The organism is Nonomuraea sp. NPDC049625 (assembly GCF_040675285.1).
In the GTDB taxonomy this organism is placed as follows: domain Bacteria; phylum Actinomycetota; class Actinomycetes; order Streptosporangiales; family Streptosporangiaceae; genus Nonomuraea; species Nonomuraea angiospora_A.
In genome coordinates, this window is sequence record NZ_JBFAOQ010000006.1 from 428651 (window position 1) to 445281 (window position 16631).

Annotated in this window: 13 protein-coding genes; 5 read left to right on the plus strand and 8 right to left on the minus strand. The window is 69.9% G+C overall.

The genetic code is table 11. The features are described from left to right. Window positions 1-74: 74 nt before the first annotated feature. Both AB0J87_RS27930 and AB0J87_RS27935 read left to right on the plus strand, forming a co-directional pair. The gene (locus AB0J87_RS27930) at window positions 75-1250 is read left to right on the plus strand and encodes a sensor histidine kinase (protein ID WP_363969760.1); all 1176 of its coding nucleotides are present in this window, start codon (window positions 75-77) and stop codon (window positions 1248-1250) included. Beyond that, the gene (locus tag AB0J87_RS27935; RefSeq protein ID WP_185076857.1) at window positions 1247-1930 is read left to right on the plus strand and encodes a response regulator transcription factor; all 684 of its coding nucleotides are present in this window, start codon (window positions 1247-1249) and stop codon (window positions 1928-1930) included. The genes AB0J87_RS27930 and AB0J87_RS27935 overlap by 4 nt, the downstream gene beginning before the upstream one ends. A 42-nt stretch (window positions 1931-1972) precedes the next feature. Here AB0J87_RS27935 and AB0J87_RS27940 read toward each other — a convergent pair whose 3' ends face one another. The 6 genes from AB0J87_RS27940 to AB0J87_RS27965 form a co-directional block, all read right to left on the minus strand. After that, entirely contained in the window at window positions 1973-3001 is a 1029-nt protein-coding gene (locus AB0J87_RS27940) for a dipeptide ABC transporter ATP-binding protein (RefSeq protein ID WP_363969763.1), read from the minus strand. Next, entirely contained in the window at window positions 2998-4026 is a 1029-nt protein-coding gene (locus AB0J87_RS27945; RefSeq protein ID WP_350735353.1) for an ABC transporter ATP-binding protein, read from the minus strand. Before AB0J87_RS27945 ends, AB0J87_RS27940 begins: the two co-directional genes overlap by 4 nt. Then, the gene (locus AB0J87_RS27950) at window positions 4023-5036 is read right to left on the minus strand and encodes an ABC transporter permease (RefSeq protein WP_357742707.1); all 1014 of its coding nucleotides are present in this window, start codon (window positions 5034-5036) and stop codon (window positions 4023-4025) included. Before AB0J87_RS27950 ends, AB0J87_RS27945 begins: the two co-directional genes overlap by 4 nt. A gap of 93 nt (window positions 5037-5129) precedes the next feature. Then, complete coding sequence (locus AB0J87_RS27955) at window positions 5130-6896, minus strand: ABC transporter substrate-binding protein (RefSeq protein WP_350735349.1); 1767 nt, start codon at window positions 6894-6896, stop codon at window positions 5130-5132. Between the two features lie 57 nt (window positions 6897-6953). Further along, on the minus strand, window positions 6954-7952 hold the full coding sequence (locus AB0J87_RS27960) for an ABC transporter permease (RefSeq protein ID WP_350735347.1): 999 nt from the start codon (window positions 7950-7952) through the stop codon (window positions 6954-6956). A 266-nt stretch (window positions 7953-8218) separates the two neighbouring features. Further along, window positions 8219-8689: a cellulose synthase gene (locus AB0J87_RS27965; RefSeq protein ID WP_363969767.1), complete on the minus strand. Its 471-nt coding sequence runs from the start codon at window positions 8687-8689 to the stop codon at window positions 8219-8221. 278 nt (window positions 8690-8967) lie between these two features. Here AB0J87_RS27965 and AB0J87_RS27970 point away from each other — a divergent pair, with 278 nt between their 5' ends. Further along, window positions 8968-9285 (plus strand): hypothetical protein, encoded by a 318-nt coding sequence (locus tag AB0J87_RS27970; protein ID WP_363969769.1) that lies wholly within the window; start codon window positions 8968-8970, stop codon window positions 9283-9285. Window positions 9286-9447: 162 nt separating this feature from the next. On the opposite strand, the gene AB0J87_RS27975 is transcribed toward AB0J87_RS27970, so the two are convergent. Together AB0J87_RS27975 and metH are read right to left on the minus strand one after the other, a co-directional pair. After that, window positions 9448-10092, minus strand: coding sequence for an HAD family phosphatase (locus tag AB0J87_RS27975; RefSeq protein ID WP_363969771.1), 645 nt, complete (start codon window positions 10090-10092; stop codon window positions 9448-9450). A gap of 522 nt (window positions 10093-10614) precedes the next feature. Beyond that, window positions 10615-14079: a methionine synthase gene (gene metH / locus AB0J87_RS27980; protein WP_363969773.1), complete on the minus strand. Its 3465-nt coding sequence runs from the start codon at window positions 14077-14079 to the stop codon at window positions 10615-10617. Window positions 14080-14271: 192 nt separating this feature from the next. Between metH and AB0J87_RS27985 the strand changes: the two genes are divergently transcribed. Beyond that, window positions 14272-14727, plus strand: coding sequence for a universal stress protein (locus tag AB0J87_RS27985; protein WP_363969775.1), 456 nt, complete (start codon window positions 14272-14274; stop codon window positions 14725-14727). A gap of 961 nt (window positions 14728-15688) precedes the next feature. Further along, the gene (locus AB0J87_RS27990) at window positions 15689-16543 is read left to right on the plus strand and encodes a PAC2 family protein (protein WP_363969777.1); all 855 of its coding nucleotides are present in this window, start codon (window positions 15689-15691) and stop codon (window positions 16541-16543) included. Window positions 16544-16631: the final 88 nt, after the last annotated feature.

A 16631-nucleotide genomic window follows, 5' to 3' on the forward strand; every position in this document is an offset into this window, starting at 1 on the left:
GTTCGGGGGCGTGTGGGTGGTAATCCTCCCGAGGGAGGAGGTTACGGGTTTTCACCTGGGCCTACAGTGAAGCGGTGCGCATAGACCGGACCACGTTCCACGACTCCGTGCTCGCCGGAGTGGTGGCCGCGGCGTCGGTGGCGATGTTCGTGCTCTACGGTCCCGACCGCCTGGAGGCGCAGGGCCTGGCGGTCGACGGCATGCGCGCCCCCGACCCGCTGGGCGGGGTCCTGGTGGTGCTGGCGTGCGTGCCCGTGGCGGCGCGCAGGAGGTGGCCGCTGGCGGCGATGTGCGCCGAGCTGGTGCCCGAGACGCTGCTGACCGTGCTCGGCTACGGGACCGGGATCTCGGGGCTGGCCGGGCTGGTGCTGCTGTACTCGGTGGCTTCCTACCGCGGGCTGGCGATGGCGCTGGCGGGGCTGCTGATCTCGCTGGTGACGTACGTGCTGGGCGCTCTGGCGGGCCCGGTCAGGGCGACGAGCTGGAGCGAGCACGTCGTGGTGGCCGTGGTGCTGGTGGCGGTGTGGGGCGCGGGGCGGAGCCTGCGGCTGCGCCGGGCGTACCTGGACGAGCTCAAGGACCGGGCGGAGCGGCTGGAGCGGGCGCGCGCGGCCGACACGAGGGCGGCCCGCGCCGAGGAGCGCTCGCGGATCGCCCGCGAGCTGCACGACGTGGTGGCCCACCACGTCAGCGTGATGACCGTGCAGGCGGCCGCGGCGCGCAGGGTGCTGGCCTCCGATCCCGACCTGGCGCGCGAGGCGCTGTCGGCGATCGAGCACACGGGCCGGATGGCGATGACGGAGATGCGCAGCATCGTCGGCGTCCTGCGTACCGACGCCCGCGCCGAGCTGGGCCCGCAGCCCGGCGTGCACGATCTGCCCGCGCTGGTGGAGCAGATGCGCGAGGCGGGGCTGGCGACCCGGCTGATCGTGGAGGGAGAGCCGCGGCCGCTGCCCGCCGGGGTCGACCTGGCCGCCTACCGGCTGGCCCAGGAGGGGCTGACGAACAGCCTGCGGCACGCCGGGGCGGGCGCGAAGGCCGTGGTGACCGTCCGCCACGACCCCCGTGAGCTGGACGTACGGGTGGAGGACGACGGGCTGGGCGCGGCCGGGGTGTCCGCGCCGCCAGGGCACGGTTTGGTGGGCATTCGCGAACGGGTCGCACTCTATGGTGGAATCCTCAACATCGGTCCGCTACCGGGGGGCGGTTTCGAAGTGCGGGCGAGGTTCCCGTTGAAGGACGGCCAATGACGATCAGAGTGCTGCTGGTGGACGACCAGCCGCTGCTGCGTACGGGATTCCGCCTGATTCTGGAGGCCGAGTCCGACATCACGGTGGTGGGGCAGGCGGGCGACGGCAAGGACGCCATGGAGCAGACGCGGGCGCTGCTGCCCGACGTGGTGCTGATGGACATCCGCATGCCGGGCGTCGACGGCATCGAGGCGACCCGCAGGATCGTGCGGGAGGCGGCGCCGACGGCGCACGTGCCGAAGGTGCTGGTGCTGACGACGTTCGACCTGGACGAGTACATCGTGGAGGCGCTGCGCTCGGGCGCGTCCGGGTTCCTGCTGAAGGACGTGCCGCCCGACGAGCTGGTGCAGGCGATCCGGGTGGTGGCGGCGGGCGACGCGATCGTGGCGCCGAGCGTGACGCGGCGGCTGCTCGACAGGTTCGCCAAGCGGCTGCCGTCGGCGTACGAGCAGCCCGCTCCGGCGCGGCTGGACCGGCTGACGGAGCGGGAGCTGGAGGTGCTGCGGCTGATCGCCAAGGGCATGTCCAACGCGGAGATCGCGGCCAAGCTCGTGGTGAGCGAGACGACGGTCAAGACCCACGTCGGCAACGTGCTGACCAAGCTGGGGCTGCGCGACCGCGTGCAGGCCGTGGTGCTGGCCTACGAGACCGGGTTGATCACGCCGGGCACGTACTCCTGAGACCGGGGGCGCACCCCCGGTCAGGACACCGTCAGGACACCGTCAGGACGCGGTGGCGGGGGCTGCCTCGGCGGAGGCCGGGGCGTTCTCCGGGAAGTGGCAGGCGACGCGGTGGCCGCTGGCCAGCTCCTCCAGGGGCGGCTCGACCGTCTTGCAGATCTCCTGCGCCTTCCAGCAGCGGGTGTGGAAGCGGCAGGCGGGCGGCGGGTTGAGCGGGCTGGGCACGTCGCCGGCCAGCCGGATGCGCTCGCGCTCCTTGCGCGCCTTGGGGTCGGGCACAGGCACGGCCGACATCAGGGCGTTGGTGTACGGGTGCATCGGCGCGCTGTAGAGCTGCTTGCGGTCGCCGATCTCCACGATCTTGCCCAGGTACATGACGGCCACCCGGTCGCTGATGTGCCGCACCACCGACAGGTCGTGGGCGATCACGACGTAGGTGAGGTCCAGCTCGTTCTGCAGGTCTTCGAGCAGGTTGACGACCTGGGCCTGGATGGAGACGTCGAGCGCGGAGACCGGCTCGTCGGCGATGATCAGCTTGGGCTTGAGCGCGAGGGTGCGGGCGATGCCGATGCGCTGCCGCTGGCCGCCGGAGAACTCGTGCGGGTAGCGGTTGTAGTGCTCGGGGTTGAGCCCGACCAGGGCGAGGATGTCCTGGACGGCCCGCTTGACGCCGTGCTCGGTCTTGACGCCCTGGATACGGAACGGCGCGCCGACGATGGTGCCGACCGTGTGGCGGGGGTTGAGCGACGAGTACGGGTCCTGGAAGATCATCTGCATGTCGCGGCGGAGCGGCCTCAGCTTGCCCTGCCCCATGTGCGTGATGTCCTCGCCCTCGAAGATCACCTTGCCGGCGGTGGGTTCGAGGAGCCGGGTGACCAGCCGGCCGGTGGTGGACTTGCCGCAGCCGGACTCCCCCACCAGGCCGAGCGTCTCGCCCTTGAACACGTCGAAGCTGATCCCGTCGACCGCCTTGACGGCGCCGACCTGCCGCTTGAGCAGGCCCTTCGTCACGGGGAAGTGCTTCTCCAGGCCCTGTACGGAAAGGAGCGGCTCGTTCTTGGGCTCGGTCACTGGGTCTCCAGCAGTGGCTTGATCTCGTTCTCCCACAGCTCCCGCCGCTCCGTCCGGTCCATGTGGCAGCGCACCAGGTGGCCGCCCTGGGTCTGGAGCAGCTCCGGGACCTCGGACTTGGCCTTGTCCCCGGTCCGCTCGACGTACGGGCAGCGGGGGTTGAAGGCGCAGCCCGGCGGCACGTTGATCAGCGACGGCGGGGAGCCCTTGATCGGCAGCAGCCGTTCGGTGGGCTCCCGGTCGAGCCGGGGCATCGATCCCAGTAGACCCCATGTGTAGGGGTGCTCGGGACGGTAGAAGATGTCGTCGGCGCTGCCGTACTCGATGCACTTGCCCGCGTACATGACCAGGATGTCGTCGGACAGCTCGGCCACCACGCCCAGGTCGTGGGTGATGATGATCAGCGCGGAGTTGAACTCGCGCTGCAGGTCGACCATGAGGTCGAGGATCTGGGCCTGCACGGTCACGTCGAGCGCGGTGGTGGGCTCGTCGGCGATGAGCAGCTCGGGGTCGCACGACAGCGCCATGGCGATCATGGCGCGCTGGCGCATGCCGCCGGAGAACTCGTGCGGGTAGGAGTCGACACGGCGCTGCGGCTCGGGGATGCCGACCCGGCCGAGCATGTCGATGGCGTGCTTCTTCGCCACGGCCTTGGTGACCTTGTGGTGGATGCGGTACGCCTCGATGATCTGGTCGCCGACCGTGTAGAAGGGGTGCATCGACGACAGCGGATCCTGGAAGATCATCGCCATCTTCTTGCCGCGCAGCCCGCGCACGTGCTCCTGGGAGGCGCCGACGAGCTCCTCGCCGTCGAGCCAGATCTCCCCGGAGACGTTGGCGCCCTTGCCCTTGTGCAGGCCGAGGATGCCGAGGCTGGTGACCGACTTGCCGGAGCCGGACTCGCCGACGATGCCGAGCGTCTTGCCGCGTTCGAGGTCGAACGTCAGCCCGTCGACGGACCTGACCAGGCCGTCGTCGGTCGGGAAGTGGATCTTGAGGTCCTTGACCTGGAGGAACGCACTCATGCCAGCCTCACCCTCGGGTCCACGACCGCGTAGAGCAGGTCGACGATCAGGTTGGCGACGATGATGAAGGCCGCCGCCACCAGGGTGACGCCCATCACCTGGGGCAGGTCGTTGCGTTCGATGGCGTCCCTGGCGTACTTGCCGATGCCGGGCAGCGAGAACGTGCTCTCGGTCAGCACCGCGCCGCCGAGCAGCAGGCCCAGGTCCAGGCCGAACATGGTCAGCACCGGGGTGAGCGTGGCTCTCAGCCCGTGTTTGAGCACCACGGCCCGCTCGGGCAGGCCCTTGGCTCTGGCCGTGCGTATGTAGTCCTCGGACATGGTCTCCAGCATGCCCGCCCTGGTGAGCCGGGCATAACCGGCGGCGTACAGGAAGGCGAGCGTGATCCAGGGCAGCATCAGGTTGTTGGCCCAGGTGAGCGGGTCCTCGCTGAACGGCACCCAGTCGGCGACGTCGCCGACGAGGCCGAGCTGGTCGCGGAAGATGGCCAGCGACACGATGCCGGTGAAGAAGATCGGCAGCGACACGCCGGCCAGGGCGACGCCCATGGAGATGCGGTCGAAGAAGCTGCCGCGCCGCAGCGCGGACACCACGCCGGTGGCCACGCCGAAGAACACCCACACCAGGGCCGCGCCGAGCGCCAGCGACAGCGTGATCGGTATGCGGTCGAGCAGGTCGGGCAGGACCGGGTTCTGCGTGACGTACGAGTAGCCGAGGCAGGGCGCCGGGCACAGCTCGACGCCGGGGCCGTAGTTGCGCTCCACGCCGACGAAGATGCCCTTCACGAACCGCCCGTACTGGACCAGGAGCGGATCGTAGAACCCCAGCCGGATCGCCGTATCGTGGATGACCTGCTCGTTGGCGGCCTTGCCGACATAACGAGAGGCGAGGTCGTCAGCGGACATCCCAGCGAGCCGAGGCACGAGGAAGAAGATGGCGAACGTCGTGATGCTCACCACGAAGAGCAGCATGACGGCCGCTATCAACCGTCTGAGAATGTATGTGAACACTGATCTCGGCCATGGCGGCCGGGCCTCGTGAGCCCGGCCGCCGGAGCCTTCACCTGCTTTCGACGGACGTGTCCGGCGGGGTCGCCTGACCGGTTACTGGGTGCCCAGCGTGAGGTACTCGTACATGCCCCAGTTCTGGCTGACGAAGACGTTCTTCAGCGTCGGCGGCCGGTAGAACAGGCCGTGCGCCCAGACGTAGGGCAGGATGAACGCCGAGTCCATGACCTGCTTGTCGACCTGCGCCCAGATGGCGTTGCGCTTGGCGGCGTCGGTCTCCCCGGCGGCCTGGTCGATGAGCTCGTCGATCTTCGGGTCCTTGACGCCGAGGTTGGTGTTACCGGCGTCGCGGATCACGCGGCTGTCGACGATCTGCTGGAAGAAGCCGAAGCCCTCGGGGTAGTCGGCGCCCCAGCCGTAGACCATGAGGCCGAGGTTGTTCTTCTTGGCGAAGTCGGGCTTGCCGGCGTACAGCTTGAAGTAGTCGCCCTGCGGGTAGCCCTTGATCTCCAGCTTGATGCCGACGCGGCCGAGCGACTGCTGCAGCGACTCGGCGGTCAGCTTCTCGGCGGCGCGCTCGTTGCGGTAGGAGATGGTGGTGCTGAAGCCGTTGGGCTGGCCGCAGGCCGTCAGCTCCTCCTTCGCCTTGGTGAGGTCGCCGGTCGGGTTGGCCTCGACGCCGTACGGGTCGATCTTCTGGTAGCCGGTCATCTTCGACGGCATGAGGCTGAGCGCGACGTCGCCGCCGGCGTCGGGGCCGCCGTAGGCGCCCTGGATCGCGGAGCGGTCGGCCGCGTACATCACGGCCTTGCGGCAGTGGATGTTGTCGAACGGCTTGACGTCACCGTTGATGTTGGTGAACCAGGTCCGGTCGATCGCGGCCGAGTCGGCGTACTGCTTGACCTTCGGGTCGGTCAGGACCGTCTTGCGGGCGTTGGCCGCCACGCCGGTGCTGTTGATCTTGACGTCGATCTTGCCGGACAGCAGGCGCTGGTCGAGGTCGTCCTCGTTCTGGCCGAGCAGCACCTCGACGGAGTCGTTGAGCTGCTTGCGGTTGGGGTCGGTGGCCGGGTCCCAGTTGGGGTTCTTCACGAGCTCGATGCGCTTGGTGAGCTCGTGCGACTTGAACATGTAGGGGCCGGTCGAGACCGGGTGCTCCTTGTACTTCGAGCCGGTGTCCTTGGCCGCGGGCACCGGGGCCGTCTGCGGGAGCATGGCGAAGTAGTCGAAGCCGCCGTAGGCCTTCTTCAGGTGGAAGACGACGGTGTAGTCATCAGGCGTCTCGACGGCCTTGAAGTCGTCGAGCTTGTCCTTCATCTTGTACGGGCCGGTGTAGCCCTGCAGGTCGAGCCAGTCGTTGAAGTAGGTCGGGCCGCTGGGCAGGATGTCCTTGTCCAGGGAGCGGGCCACGGCGTACTTGACGTCCTTGGCGGTGACGGGGCTGCCGTCCTCGAACTTGATGCCCTTGCGCAGCTTGTACGTCCACGTCTTGCCGCCGTCGCTGGGCTTGCCCAGGTCCTCGGCCAGGTCGCCGACAAGCTGCAGACCCTCCTCGCCCGGCACCGGCTTGAACATGGTCAGCGCGCGCGTGTAGAAGCGGGAGAAGTTCCACGCGTAGCCGTAGTACTGGTCGCCGGGGTCGACGGAGTCGAAGTCGCCCGGCATGCCCATGTGCAGGGTGCCGCCGGTCTTCTCCGACGGGTTGACGACCTGCGTGACACCCGCGTTGTACTGGCTCGCGGGCTTCTCGTCACTGCCGGTGCCGCTGGTGCTCTTGGCACCGCCACCGCCGCCACACGCCGAGACGACCACGGCGAGAGCGGCGGTCATCGCCACTGCCGACGCCTTTGATCTTGTCTTCATCGACCTGACACACCCCTTGTATCTAGGAGTTGAGAACTTGCTGAAAACTCACGAGGGCTATCGGGCCTTGGGGTCGAAGGCGTCCCTGAGGCCGTCACCGAGCAGGTTGAACGCCAGCACGGTGATGAAGATCGCGAGACCGGGGAAGATCATGAAGTTGGGCGCCACCTGGTAGTTGTGGACGGCGTCCGACAGCATGCCTCCCCACGTGGGAGTCGGCGGCCGCACACCCACGCCGAGGAACGACAGCGCGGCCTCGAACAGGATGTTCGAGGGGATCAGCAGCGTCGAGTAGACGAGGATCGGCGCCAGGAGGTTGGGCAGGATCTCCTTGAACAGGATGGTGTGGTTGCGCGCGCCCAGGCTCCTGGAGGCGTCGACGAACTCCCGTTCACGGAGGGACAGCGTCTGACCTCGGATGATGCGTCCGATATAGGGCCAGTTGAAGAACCCGATGATGAACACCAGCAGGCTGATCCGCAGCGTGTCACCCGACAGGCCGAACGCCTTGTCGGGGATGACGCCGGCCAGCGCCAGCGCGAACACCAGCAGCGGGAAGGCCAGGAAGATGTCCATGAGGCGGCTGATGACGGTGTCGACCCAGCCGCCGAAGAAGCCGGCGATCATCCCGAGGACGGTGCCGAGCACCACGCACAGCAGGGTCGCGAAGAACGCGATCAGCAGCGAGATGCGGGCCCCGTACAGGACGCGGCTGAACAGGTCGCGGCCCGAGTCGGGCTCCACGCCGAACAGGAAGTCGCTGCTGATGCCGCCGAATGCGCCCAGCGGCGCGCCGATGGAGGGGTCGAGCTTCTCCCGGTGCCACTCACCCGGCGGGTGCCCGAACCACGACACCAGCAGCGGGGCGAAGACGGCGACCAGGATGAGCAGCAGGATGACGATGCCACCGGTCATCGCGATGCGGTCGCGCTTGAGGCGCATCCACGCGATCTGCCCCAGGGAACGTCCCCTGATGACCGAGGTCTCCGCTCCCTCAAGAACGGTCTCCGGCCCTGCTTCGATGGCCGATTCCGGAACATCGAGCGGTGCGGTCATGCCAGTAGCCCCCTGGATTCCAGACGACATCGTCCGTGTCGGCGCGGTCCCGGTCAGGGTAGTGCGCCCATGCGAGCGAGGTCCGCCGTGTCGCGGCCCCAGGAGGCAGAATCTATGGCCTGAGCTGGTGTGACTAGTCCCTCTGAGCTCTATGTGGCTCAACTGTGATTGACCAGAAACTCATTCGTATCGATCTTGAGGAGAATGTCTACGAGCCGTCCCGGTTACGTCTCGGAACTGTGACATAGCCGATTTCGTCCTTGTATTCAGCTGATGCCACGCTTTTTGAGCAGCGCCTCGATATCGGAGAAGTCGTCCTCTGCCTTGGCAGTTTGCTTGGGAGCGACGGCGGGCTGCTGAGGTTTGGGCGCGGTTTTGTTCGCTGAGGGCTTAACCTCGGGGGCCTCTCCGGGGGTCTTCTTCCTGAAGCTCGCCAGTTTCCGGCCGCGCATGACGCCGGACGCGACGAACAGCACCGCCGACAGCCCCGCGACGGCGACGCCCGCCCACACCAAGGGGTTGAACACCAGCTGCGTCACGAAACCCACGACGGTGGCGCCGATGGTCCACAACGCCTGCAGCGCGCCCGTCAGATAGGCCGCCACCGGCAGCAGCGCCCACGCCGCCATCCGCATGCCCGAGGCCGCCCCCCTGCGTCTGAAGGCCAGGAAGCTGAACACCAGGCCCACCGCGCTCAGTCCGGCGCACAGCGGCAGCCAGGCGATCGAATTGAACATCACGCCGCCCCTCATATCGACTACGTCTCCATCCTGGCACGCGAAACGCCACCCGCCGCTCCTCCGCAAGAACCACTTGCCCCCTAAGGGTCCGGCTCCCCATCCCTGGGCGCGGCGGTCGCGCTCATGTCGGCGGGCGGGTGGCGGGGGCCGCGGCCGGCGACGTGCCGGCTGGACGGCCAGCCCGATCGATCAGGCAGCGGCGCCGCTCGTGTGGGCCGCCGCGGCGTCGAAGGCGGGCGGCGGCGAACGTGGCGCAGGTGCGCGGCGAGCCTGGCGTGGCAAGCGTGGCACCGGTGCGCGGCGTGGCACCGGTGCGCGGCGTGGCACCGGTGCGCGGCGTGGCACCGGTGCGCGGCGTGGCGCGGGTGCGCGGGCGCGGCAACAGCACGTCGCCCAGCGGCGTCGACCGTACGGGAGCGGCGCGGTGCACGAGTTCGCCCCGCCCCACGCGTTCCAGCGAGGCGAGCGAATGCGACACCGACGACTGGCTCATGCCGAGCAACGGCGGCCGCCGCCCCGAGTCCACGGGCAGTCAGCGCCCCGCCCCGGACGGCGGCACCATCGGCGAGGACGTCCAGCACGGTGCCGAGTAGGGGGCACAGGGCGAACCAGCGGAGCCACCCAGCAAGCACGCGTGGAAGGGGTAACGCAGCCAGCATGCGGCCGGCTGGGAGGCGGGGACGGATGGGGGTGGCGGAGACGGATGGGGGTGGCGGAGACGGGGCGGAGACGGATGGGGTGCGGGCGGATGGGGGTCAGGTCGGGATGAGGGCGCGGAGGTCGGCGACGGTGACCTGCTCCAGGGACGGCACCACCAGCCGGCCGGGGGCGGGGTCGATGGCCAGCAGGCTCGGGACGGCCACCACCGCGCAGCCCGCCGCCGTCGCGGCCGCCACGCCGTTGGGAGAGTCCTCCAGCACCACGCACCGCACCGGCTCCACCCCGAGCAACCGCGCAGCCGTCAGGTACGGCTCAGGGTCAGGTTTGGTACGCGTGACGTCGTCCGCCGTGACCACGACGTCGAACCGGTCACGCCCCACGCTCTTGAGGACCGCCTCAGCGATCTCCTTCAGCGACGAGGTGACCAGCCCCACGGGCACCCCCTCGTCCCGCAGCGCCATCAGCAGTTCCAAGGCGCCCGGCATGACGTGCACGCCCGCCGTCAGCCGCCGCACCATCCCGCCGGTCATCCACTCCCGCACCATCTCGGCAGGCACGTCGGCCCCCGAGACGGCCAGCATGTAGTCGACCGTTCGCTCCATGGATCCGCCCACCAGGTGAACCTGGTGCTCCGGCGTCCACCGAGCGCCGAGCCTGGCCATCACGTCGGTCTCGATCTCCAGCCAGACCCGCTCGCTGTCGACGAGCAGCCCGTCCATGTCGAAGAAGACCGCTTCCATGCATGCCCCCGATCGGTAGTGTTTTGCCCGCTATTGTCCCTGCCCCGCCCGACGCGCGGAGAGGCCGCCCCCCGTCACCGCCCCCGTCACCGCCCCCCCGTCACCGGCACCAGCACCAGTGACTCGTGGGGCACTGCCGTCTGGGGAGCGGGCGCCGGTCATCCGTCCGCAGGGTGAACGGCGTACCGACGCGATGCCGAGTGCCCCCTCCCCGCCACCAATGAGCGCCGGTGGAGTGCCGGAGCGGGAAGCCCTCCGTCCGGCGACCTGTGAGCGGCCGTCCGCCCGAGCTGGGAGGCCGCCCCCACCCGCCGACCAGTGAGCGATCGTCCTCCCCCGGGCCGGGAGGCCCGCCATCCGCCCGCCGCCCGGTGGAGGACCGAACGCCCGGTGAAGGACCGAACGCCCGGTGAAGGACCGAACGGCCGACCAAGGACCGGCCAGCCGGCCAAGGACTGAACGGGCGGTGAAGGACCGAACGGCCGGTGAAGGACGGGGTGGCCGGTGAAGGACCGGGTGGGGTCAGACGTTGAAGTATTTGGCCTCGGGGTGGTGGGCGACCAGGGCCGAGGTGGCCTGCTCCGGGTGGAGCTGGAACTCCTCCGACAGCGACACCCCGATGCGCTCGGGGTCGAGCAGCTCGAACAGCTGCTTCTGGTCCTCCAGGTTGGGGCAGGCCGGGTAGCCGAAGGAGTAGCGGCAGCCCTGGATGTTGACCTTGAGCATGTCGTCGAGGGACTCCTCGCCGCCGATCGACCACTCCGAGCGCACCCTGGCGTGCCAGTATTCGGCCAGGGCCTCGGTGAGCTGCACCGACAGGCCGTGGAGCTCGAGGTAGTCGCGGTAGGCGTCCTTGGCGAACAGCTCGGCCGTGGCCTCGGCGATCTTGGCGCCCATGGTGGCGACCTGGAAGCCGACCACGTCGACCTCGCCGGAGTCCTTGGCGCGGAAGAAGTCGGACAGGCACAGGTGGCGGTCGCGGCGCTGGCGCGGGAACGTGAAGCGGGTGCGCTCCTTGCCGTCGTCGTCGAGGATGATCAGCGAGTCGCCGTCGGAGACGCACGGGAAGTGGCCGTAGACGACGGCCGCCTCCAGCAGCCCCTCGGTCTGGATGCGGTCGAGCCACATGCGCAGCCGCGGCCGCCCCTCGAGCTCGACCAGCTCGTCGTAGTCGGGCCCCGAGCCGCCCCTGGTGGGCTTGAGCCCCCACTGGCCGAGGAACAGGGCGCGCTCGTCGAGGAAGGCGGCGTACTCGGTCAGGGAGATGCCCTTGACCACGCGGTCGCCGTAGAAGGGGACCGCGGGGACGGGGTTGTCGGCGGCCACGTCGGAGCGGGCGGGCAGCTCCTCGACGGGCGTGCGCTGCAGCACCGCGCCGGTCTTGACGCGCCGCTCGCGCAGCGGCGGCAGCGTCGCGCCCGCGACGCCGCGCTTGACGGCCATGAACGAGTCCATCAGCCGCAGCCCCTCGAACGCGTCGCGCGCGTAGCGCACCTCGCCCTCGAACAGCTCGGCCAGGTCCTGCTCGACGTAGGCGCGGGTCAGGGCGGCGCCGCCGAGCAGGACGGGGTATCTCTCGGACAGGCCCCTGGAGTTCATCTCCTCCAGGTTTTCCTTCATGATGACCGTCGACTTCACCAGCAACCCCGACATGCCGATGACGTCGGCCTTCTGCTCGTCGGCGGCCTCGAGGATGGCCGAGACCGGCTGCTTGATGCCGAGGTTGACGACCTGGTAGCCGTTGTTGGACAGGATGATGTCGACGAGGTTCTTGCCGATGTCGTGCACGTCGCCCTTGACGGTGGCCAGCACGATGCGGCCCTTCGACTCGCCCTCGAGCCGGTCCATGTGGGGCTCGAGGTAGGCGACGGCGGCCTTCATGACCTCGGCCGACTGCAGCACGAACGGCAGCTGCATCTGCCCGGAGCCGAACAGCTCGCCCACCGTCTTCATGCCGTCGAGCAGCACGTCGTTGATGATCTCGAGGGCGGGTCGCTGCTCCAGCGCGGTGTCGAGGTCGGTCTCCAGGCCCTTGCGCTCGCCGTCGATGATGCGCCGCTTGAGCCGCTCCCACAGCGGCAGCGCGGCCAGCTCCTCGGCCTTGCCGGCGCGCAGGGCGGCCGCGTCGACACCCTCGAACAGCTCCATGAACCGCTGCAGCGGGTCGTAGCCCTCGCGGCGGCGGTCGTAGACCATGTCGAGCGCGACCTGGCGCTGCTCGTCGGGGATGCGGGCCATCGGCAGGATCTTGGAGGCGTGCACGATGGCGGAGTCGAGCCCGGCGTTGACGCACTCGTTGAGGAACACAGAGTTGAGCACCATGCGGGCGGCCGGGTTGAGGCCGAAGCTGATGTTGGACAGGCCCAGCGTGGTCTGCACGCTCGGGTAGCGGCGCTTGAGCTCGCGGATGGCCTCGATGGTCTCCAGGCCGTCGCGCCTGGTCTCCTCCTGGCCGGTGGCGATGGGGAAGGTCAGGCAGTCGACGATGATGTCCTCGACCCGCATGCCCCAGTTGGTGGTCAGGTCCTCGACGAGGCGGCTGGCCACGCGGACCTTCCAGTCGGCGGTGCGGGCCTGGCCCTCCTCGTCGATGGTGAGCGCGACGACGGCCGAGCCGTGCTCGCGTACGAGGCGCATGATCTTCTGGAAGCGGGAGTCGGGGCCGTCGCCGTCCTCGTAGTTGACGGAGTTGACCGCGGCGCGCCCGCCGAGCATCTCGAGACCGGCCTGCAGCACCGCGGGCTCGGTCGAGTCGAGCATGATCGGCAGCGTGGACGCGGTGGCGAACCGGAACGCCAGCTCCTTCATGTCGGCCACGCCGTCGCGGCCGACGTAGTCGACGCACAGGTCGAGCATGTGGGCGCCGTCGCGGGCCTGGTCGCGGGCCGTCTCGACGCAGTCGTCCCAGGCGCCCGCCAGCATGGCCTCGCGGAAGGCCTTGGAGCCGTTGGTGTTGCAGCGCTCGCCGATGGCCAGGTAGGAGGTGTCCTGGCGGAACGGGACCGTCTGGTAGAGCGAGGACGCGCCCGGCTCGGGGTGCGGCCGGCGCGGCGCGACCTGCTTGCCGCGGACGCGCTCGACGACCTGGCGCAGGTGCTCGGGCGTGGTGCCGCAGCAGCCGCCGACCAGCGACAGGCCGTAGTCGCGGGTGAAGGTGCCGTGCGCGTCGGCCAGCTCCTGCGCGCTCAGCGGGTAGTACGCGCCGTCGGCCGTCAGCACCGGCAGGCCGGCGTTGGGCATGCAGGAGAGCTTGAGCCGCGAGTGGCGGGCGAGGTAGCGCAGGTGCTCGCTCATCTCGGCGGGGCCGGTCGCGCAGTTGAGGCCCACGACGTCGACGCCGAGCGGCTCGATCGCGGTCAGCGCGGCGCCGATCTCGGAGCCGAGCAGCATCGCGCCGTTGGTCTCGATGGTGACCTGGGCGATGATCGGGATGTCGCGGCCGGAGTCTTCGACGGCCCGCTTGGCGCCGATGACGGCGGCCTTGACCTGGAGCAGGTCCTGGCAGGTCTCGATGATCAGCGCGTCGGCGCCGCCCGCGATCAGGCCCGCGGCGTTGTCGCGGTAGGCGTCGCGCAGGTAGGCGTACGGCAGGTGGCCGAGGGTCGGGAGCTTGGTGCCGGGGCCCATGGAGCCGAGCACGAAGCGCGGCTGGTCGGGCGTGGACCAGTGGTCGGCGGCCTCGCGGGCGATCCTGGCCCCCGCCTCGGAGTATTCGAAGACGCGGTCGGAGATGTCGTATTCGCCGAGGGCGGCGAGGTTGGCGCCGAAGGTGTTGGTCTCGACGCAGTCGACGCCGACGGCGAAGTAGGCGTCGTGGACGCCGCGCACGATGTCGGGCCTGGTGACGTTGAGCACCTCGTTGCAGCCCTCGTGACCGTGGAAGTCGTCGAGCGTCGGGTCCTGGGCCTGGAGCATCGTGCCCATCGCCCCGTCGGCCACGATGACGCGCTGGGACAACACTTCTCGGAAGGACGGGGAGATGCTCATGGGGTAGAGCTTATCGGGTGCGCCTGGAGCCCTACTCGCAAGCGGCCCGTACGCCTGTTCGCTTTGGGCGCGAAATCGGGGCCTCCAGGGGCGTGAGCGTTCCGGTCCGGGGGACCCGGGCGGCCCTGGGATGGGTGCCGGGCGCTATCGTACCGACTGTCAATTGAACGCCGCGTCCAATTGGGGGTCTCCGTGACCTACCGCACCGTACTCGTCGGCACCGACGGCTCGTCCTCCTCCTTCCGCGCCGTCTCCGCGGCGGGGTCCCTGGCCGCGGCGACCGGCGCCACCCTGGTCCTGGCCTGCGCGTACCTGCCGATGCGGGAGAGCGAGCGCGCCGCGGCCGCCGACCGGCTGGGCGACCTCGCGTACAAGGTGGGCGGCTCCACCCCGGCCGACGACGCCCTGCGGGCGGCGCGCGGGCACGCCGTGGCGGCCGGCGCCTCCGACGTGGTCCTGGCCGCCGAGCAGGGGGACGCCGTGGACGTGCTCGTCTCGCTGGCCGCCCGGCACCGCGCCGACCTGCTGGTTGTGGGTAATCGCGGGCTCAACAGCCTGGCGGGGCGGCTGCTCGGCTCCGTGCCGTCCGCGGTCTCCCACCGCGCCGCCTGCGACGTCCTGATCGTCCGCACGACCGACGGCCGCTGATCCTTCCCCGCTTGTCTTACGCGCACGCGCGCGCGAGGGGCCGGCGGGCGTCCCCTGGCCTGAGTGGCGGGTGGCGCAGGTCGCGGGGAGATCACGTATGCACCGCAGCGGGTAGATACGTGGCCACAGGGGGCATATCAGGCGCATAGAACGGCACATTGCACACGAGGCACACCAGCCGCAGGGGACGCAAGCCCCGCAGCGGACACGTCCGGCGCAGCGCTTGCACAGGGCGCAGGAGGCACGGGTGTGCGGGAGGCGGACGGTGCTGGAGCGCAGGAGGCGAAGAGCGGCGACGCAGGGGACGTGGGGCCGGCGAGGCGTGGCGGCGTGGAAGCCAGGAGGGTCGCGGGTGGTGGAGAGGCGCCGGGGCGCGAGAGGCGGTCGAGTGCGGGAGCGCCGGTGGGGTGCGAGTACCGCAGGGACTCGGCGGTGCGCGAGGCGGGCAGGTGCGGGAGCGCCGGAGAGGCGCGGCGGCGTGAGCGGGTGCGGCTGCCGGAGAAGGGCAGGAGTGCGAACTGCGGGCGGGAGTGGGAGTCCAGGAGAGGCGTCGTGGCGGTGCGAGTGGTCCGGGGCGGGTTCGGGAGTGCAGGAGAGGCGTCGTGGCGGTGCGAGTGGTCGGGGCGGGTGTGGGCGTGCGGGAGAGGGTGTGGATGGAGCGGTGGGAGGGGTGGGGAGCGGGAGAGCGAGTGGGTGCAGGAGGGCTGGAGGGGTTGCGGGCGGTGGAGGCGGGATAAGGGTGCAGGAGGTACGGGTGACGCGGGGCGGCGTAGGGGTTTCGGACGGGTCCAGTGGCGGGCTGGGATGGGTGGTGGGGAGGCGCGGTGAGGTGTTCGCCTGAGGGGACGGCGATGGCGCGTTCGCACGTGAGACGCGGGTTGCGCATTCGCGGGGAGATCGGTGACGCCGAGTACTCCCGACCGCATAGGCTTAGCGAGACGATGGAGAGAGGAGGCGACACGTGATAGAGCTCGAAAGGCTCCCCGAGCTCGTAGACCCGGTGCTCATTGCCGCGTTCGAGGGGTGGAACGACGCGGGCGAGGCCTCCAGCGGTGTGATCGCCCATCTCGAGTCCGCCTGGAAGGCCGAGCCGCTGATCGCGCTCGACCCGGACGACTACTACGACTTCCAGGTCACCCGGCCCGTCGTGGAGATGGGCGAGGGGCTGACGCGTTCGATCGTGTGGCCGACGACGCGCCTGCTGCGCGCCCGCCCGCCGGGCCTGGAGCGCGACGTCGTGCTGCTGCGCGGCATCGAGCCCAACATGCGCTGGCGCTCGTTCTGCGCCGACATCATCGAGATCTGCCGCGAGCTGGGCATCGAGCTGGCCGTCATGCTGGGCGCGCTGCTCAACGACTCGCCGCACACCCGGCCCGTGCCCATTCTCGGCGGCGCGACGGACGAGGCGCTGGCCCGTTCGACGAACCTGGAGCTGAGCCGCTACGAAGGCCCGACCGGCATCGTCGGGGTGCTGCAGCACGCGTTCGGCGAGGCGGGGCTGGACGCCATCTCGCTGTGGGCGTCGGTGCCGCACTACGTGGCCCAGCCGCCCAACCCGAAGGCGACGCTCGCGCTGCTGCGCCGCCTGGAGGACGTGCTGGAGATCCCCATGCCCCTGGGCGACCTCGACGAGGAGGCCCGCGCGTGGGAGCGCGGCGTCGACGAGCTGGCCTCGCAGGACACCGAGGTGGCCGAGTACGTCAAGGAGCTGGAGGAGCGCAAGGACGCCGCCGAGTTGCCCGAGGCCAGCGGCGACGCGATCGCGGCGGAGTTCGAGCGCTACCTGCGCCGCCGCGACCGGGACACTGACAGCTAACCCTCAGGGATAAAAACCGCGAAATTTTCGGGATTTCGGGTAATAATCGGGGCCGTACAAGATTGCACCAAGTTGCGGCTCCAGACAC

Excerpts from the sequence above, each read along its gene's own strand:
- AB0J87_RS27935 (WP_185076857.1), top strand. The coding sequence starts at position 1,247 with ATGACGATCAGAGTGCTGCTGGTGGACGACCAGCCGCTGCTGCGTACG.
- AB0J87_RS27945 (WP_350735353.1), bottom strand. The coding sequence starts at position 4,026 with ATGAGTGCGTTCCTCCAGGTCAAGGACCTCAAGATCCACTTCCCGACC.
- AB0J87_RS27955 (WP_350735349.1), bottom strand. The coding sequence starts at position 6,896 with ATGAAGACAAGATCAAAGGCGTCGGCAGTGGCGATGACCGCCGCTCTC.
- AB0J87_RS27960 (WP_350735347.1), bottom strand. The coding sequence starts at position 7,952 with ATGACCGCACCGCTCGATGTTCCGGAATCGGCCATCGAAGCAGGGCCG.
- AB0J87_RS27965 (WP_363969767.1), bottom strand. The coding sequence starts at position 8,689 with ATGTTCAATTCGATCGCCTGGCTGCCGCTGTGCGCCGGACTGAGCGCG.
- AB0J87_RS27975 (WP_363969771.1), bottom strand. The coding sequence starts at position 10,092 with ATGGAAGCGGTCTTCTTCGACATGGACGGGCTGCTCGTCGACAGCGAG.
- metH (WP_363969773.1), bottom strand. The coding sequence starts at position 14,079 with ATGAGCATCTCCCCGTCCTTCCGAGAAGTGTTGTCCCAGCGCGTCATC.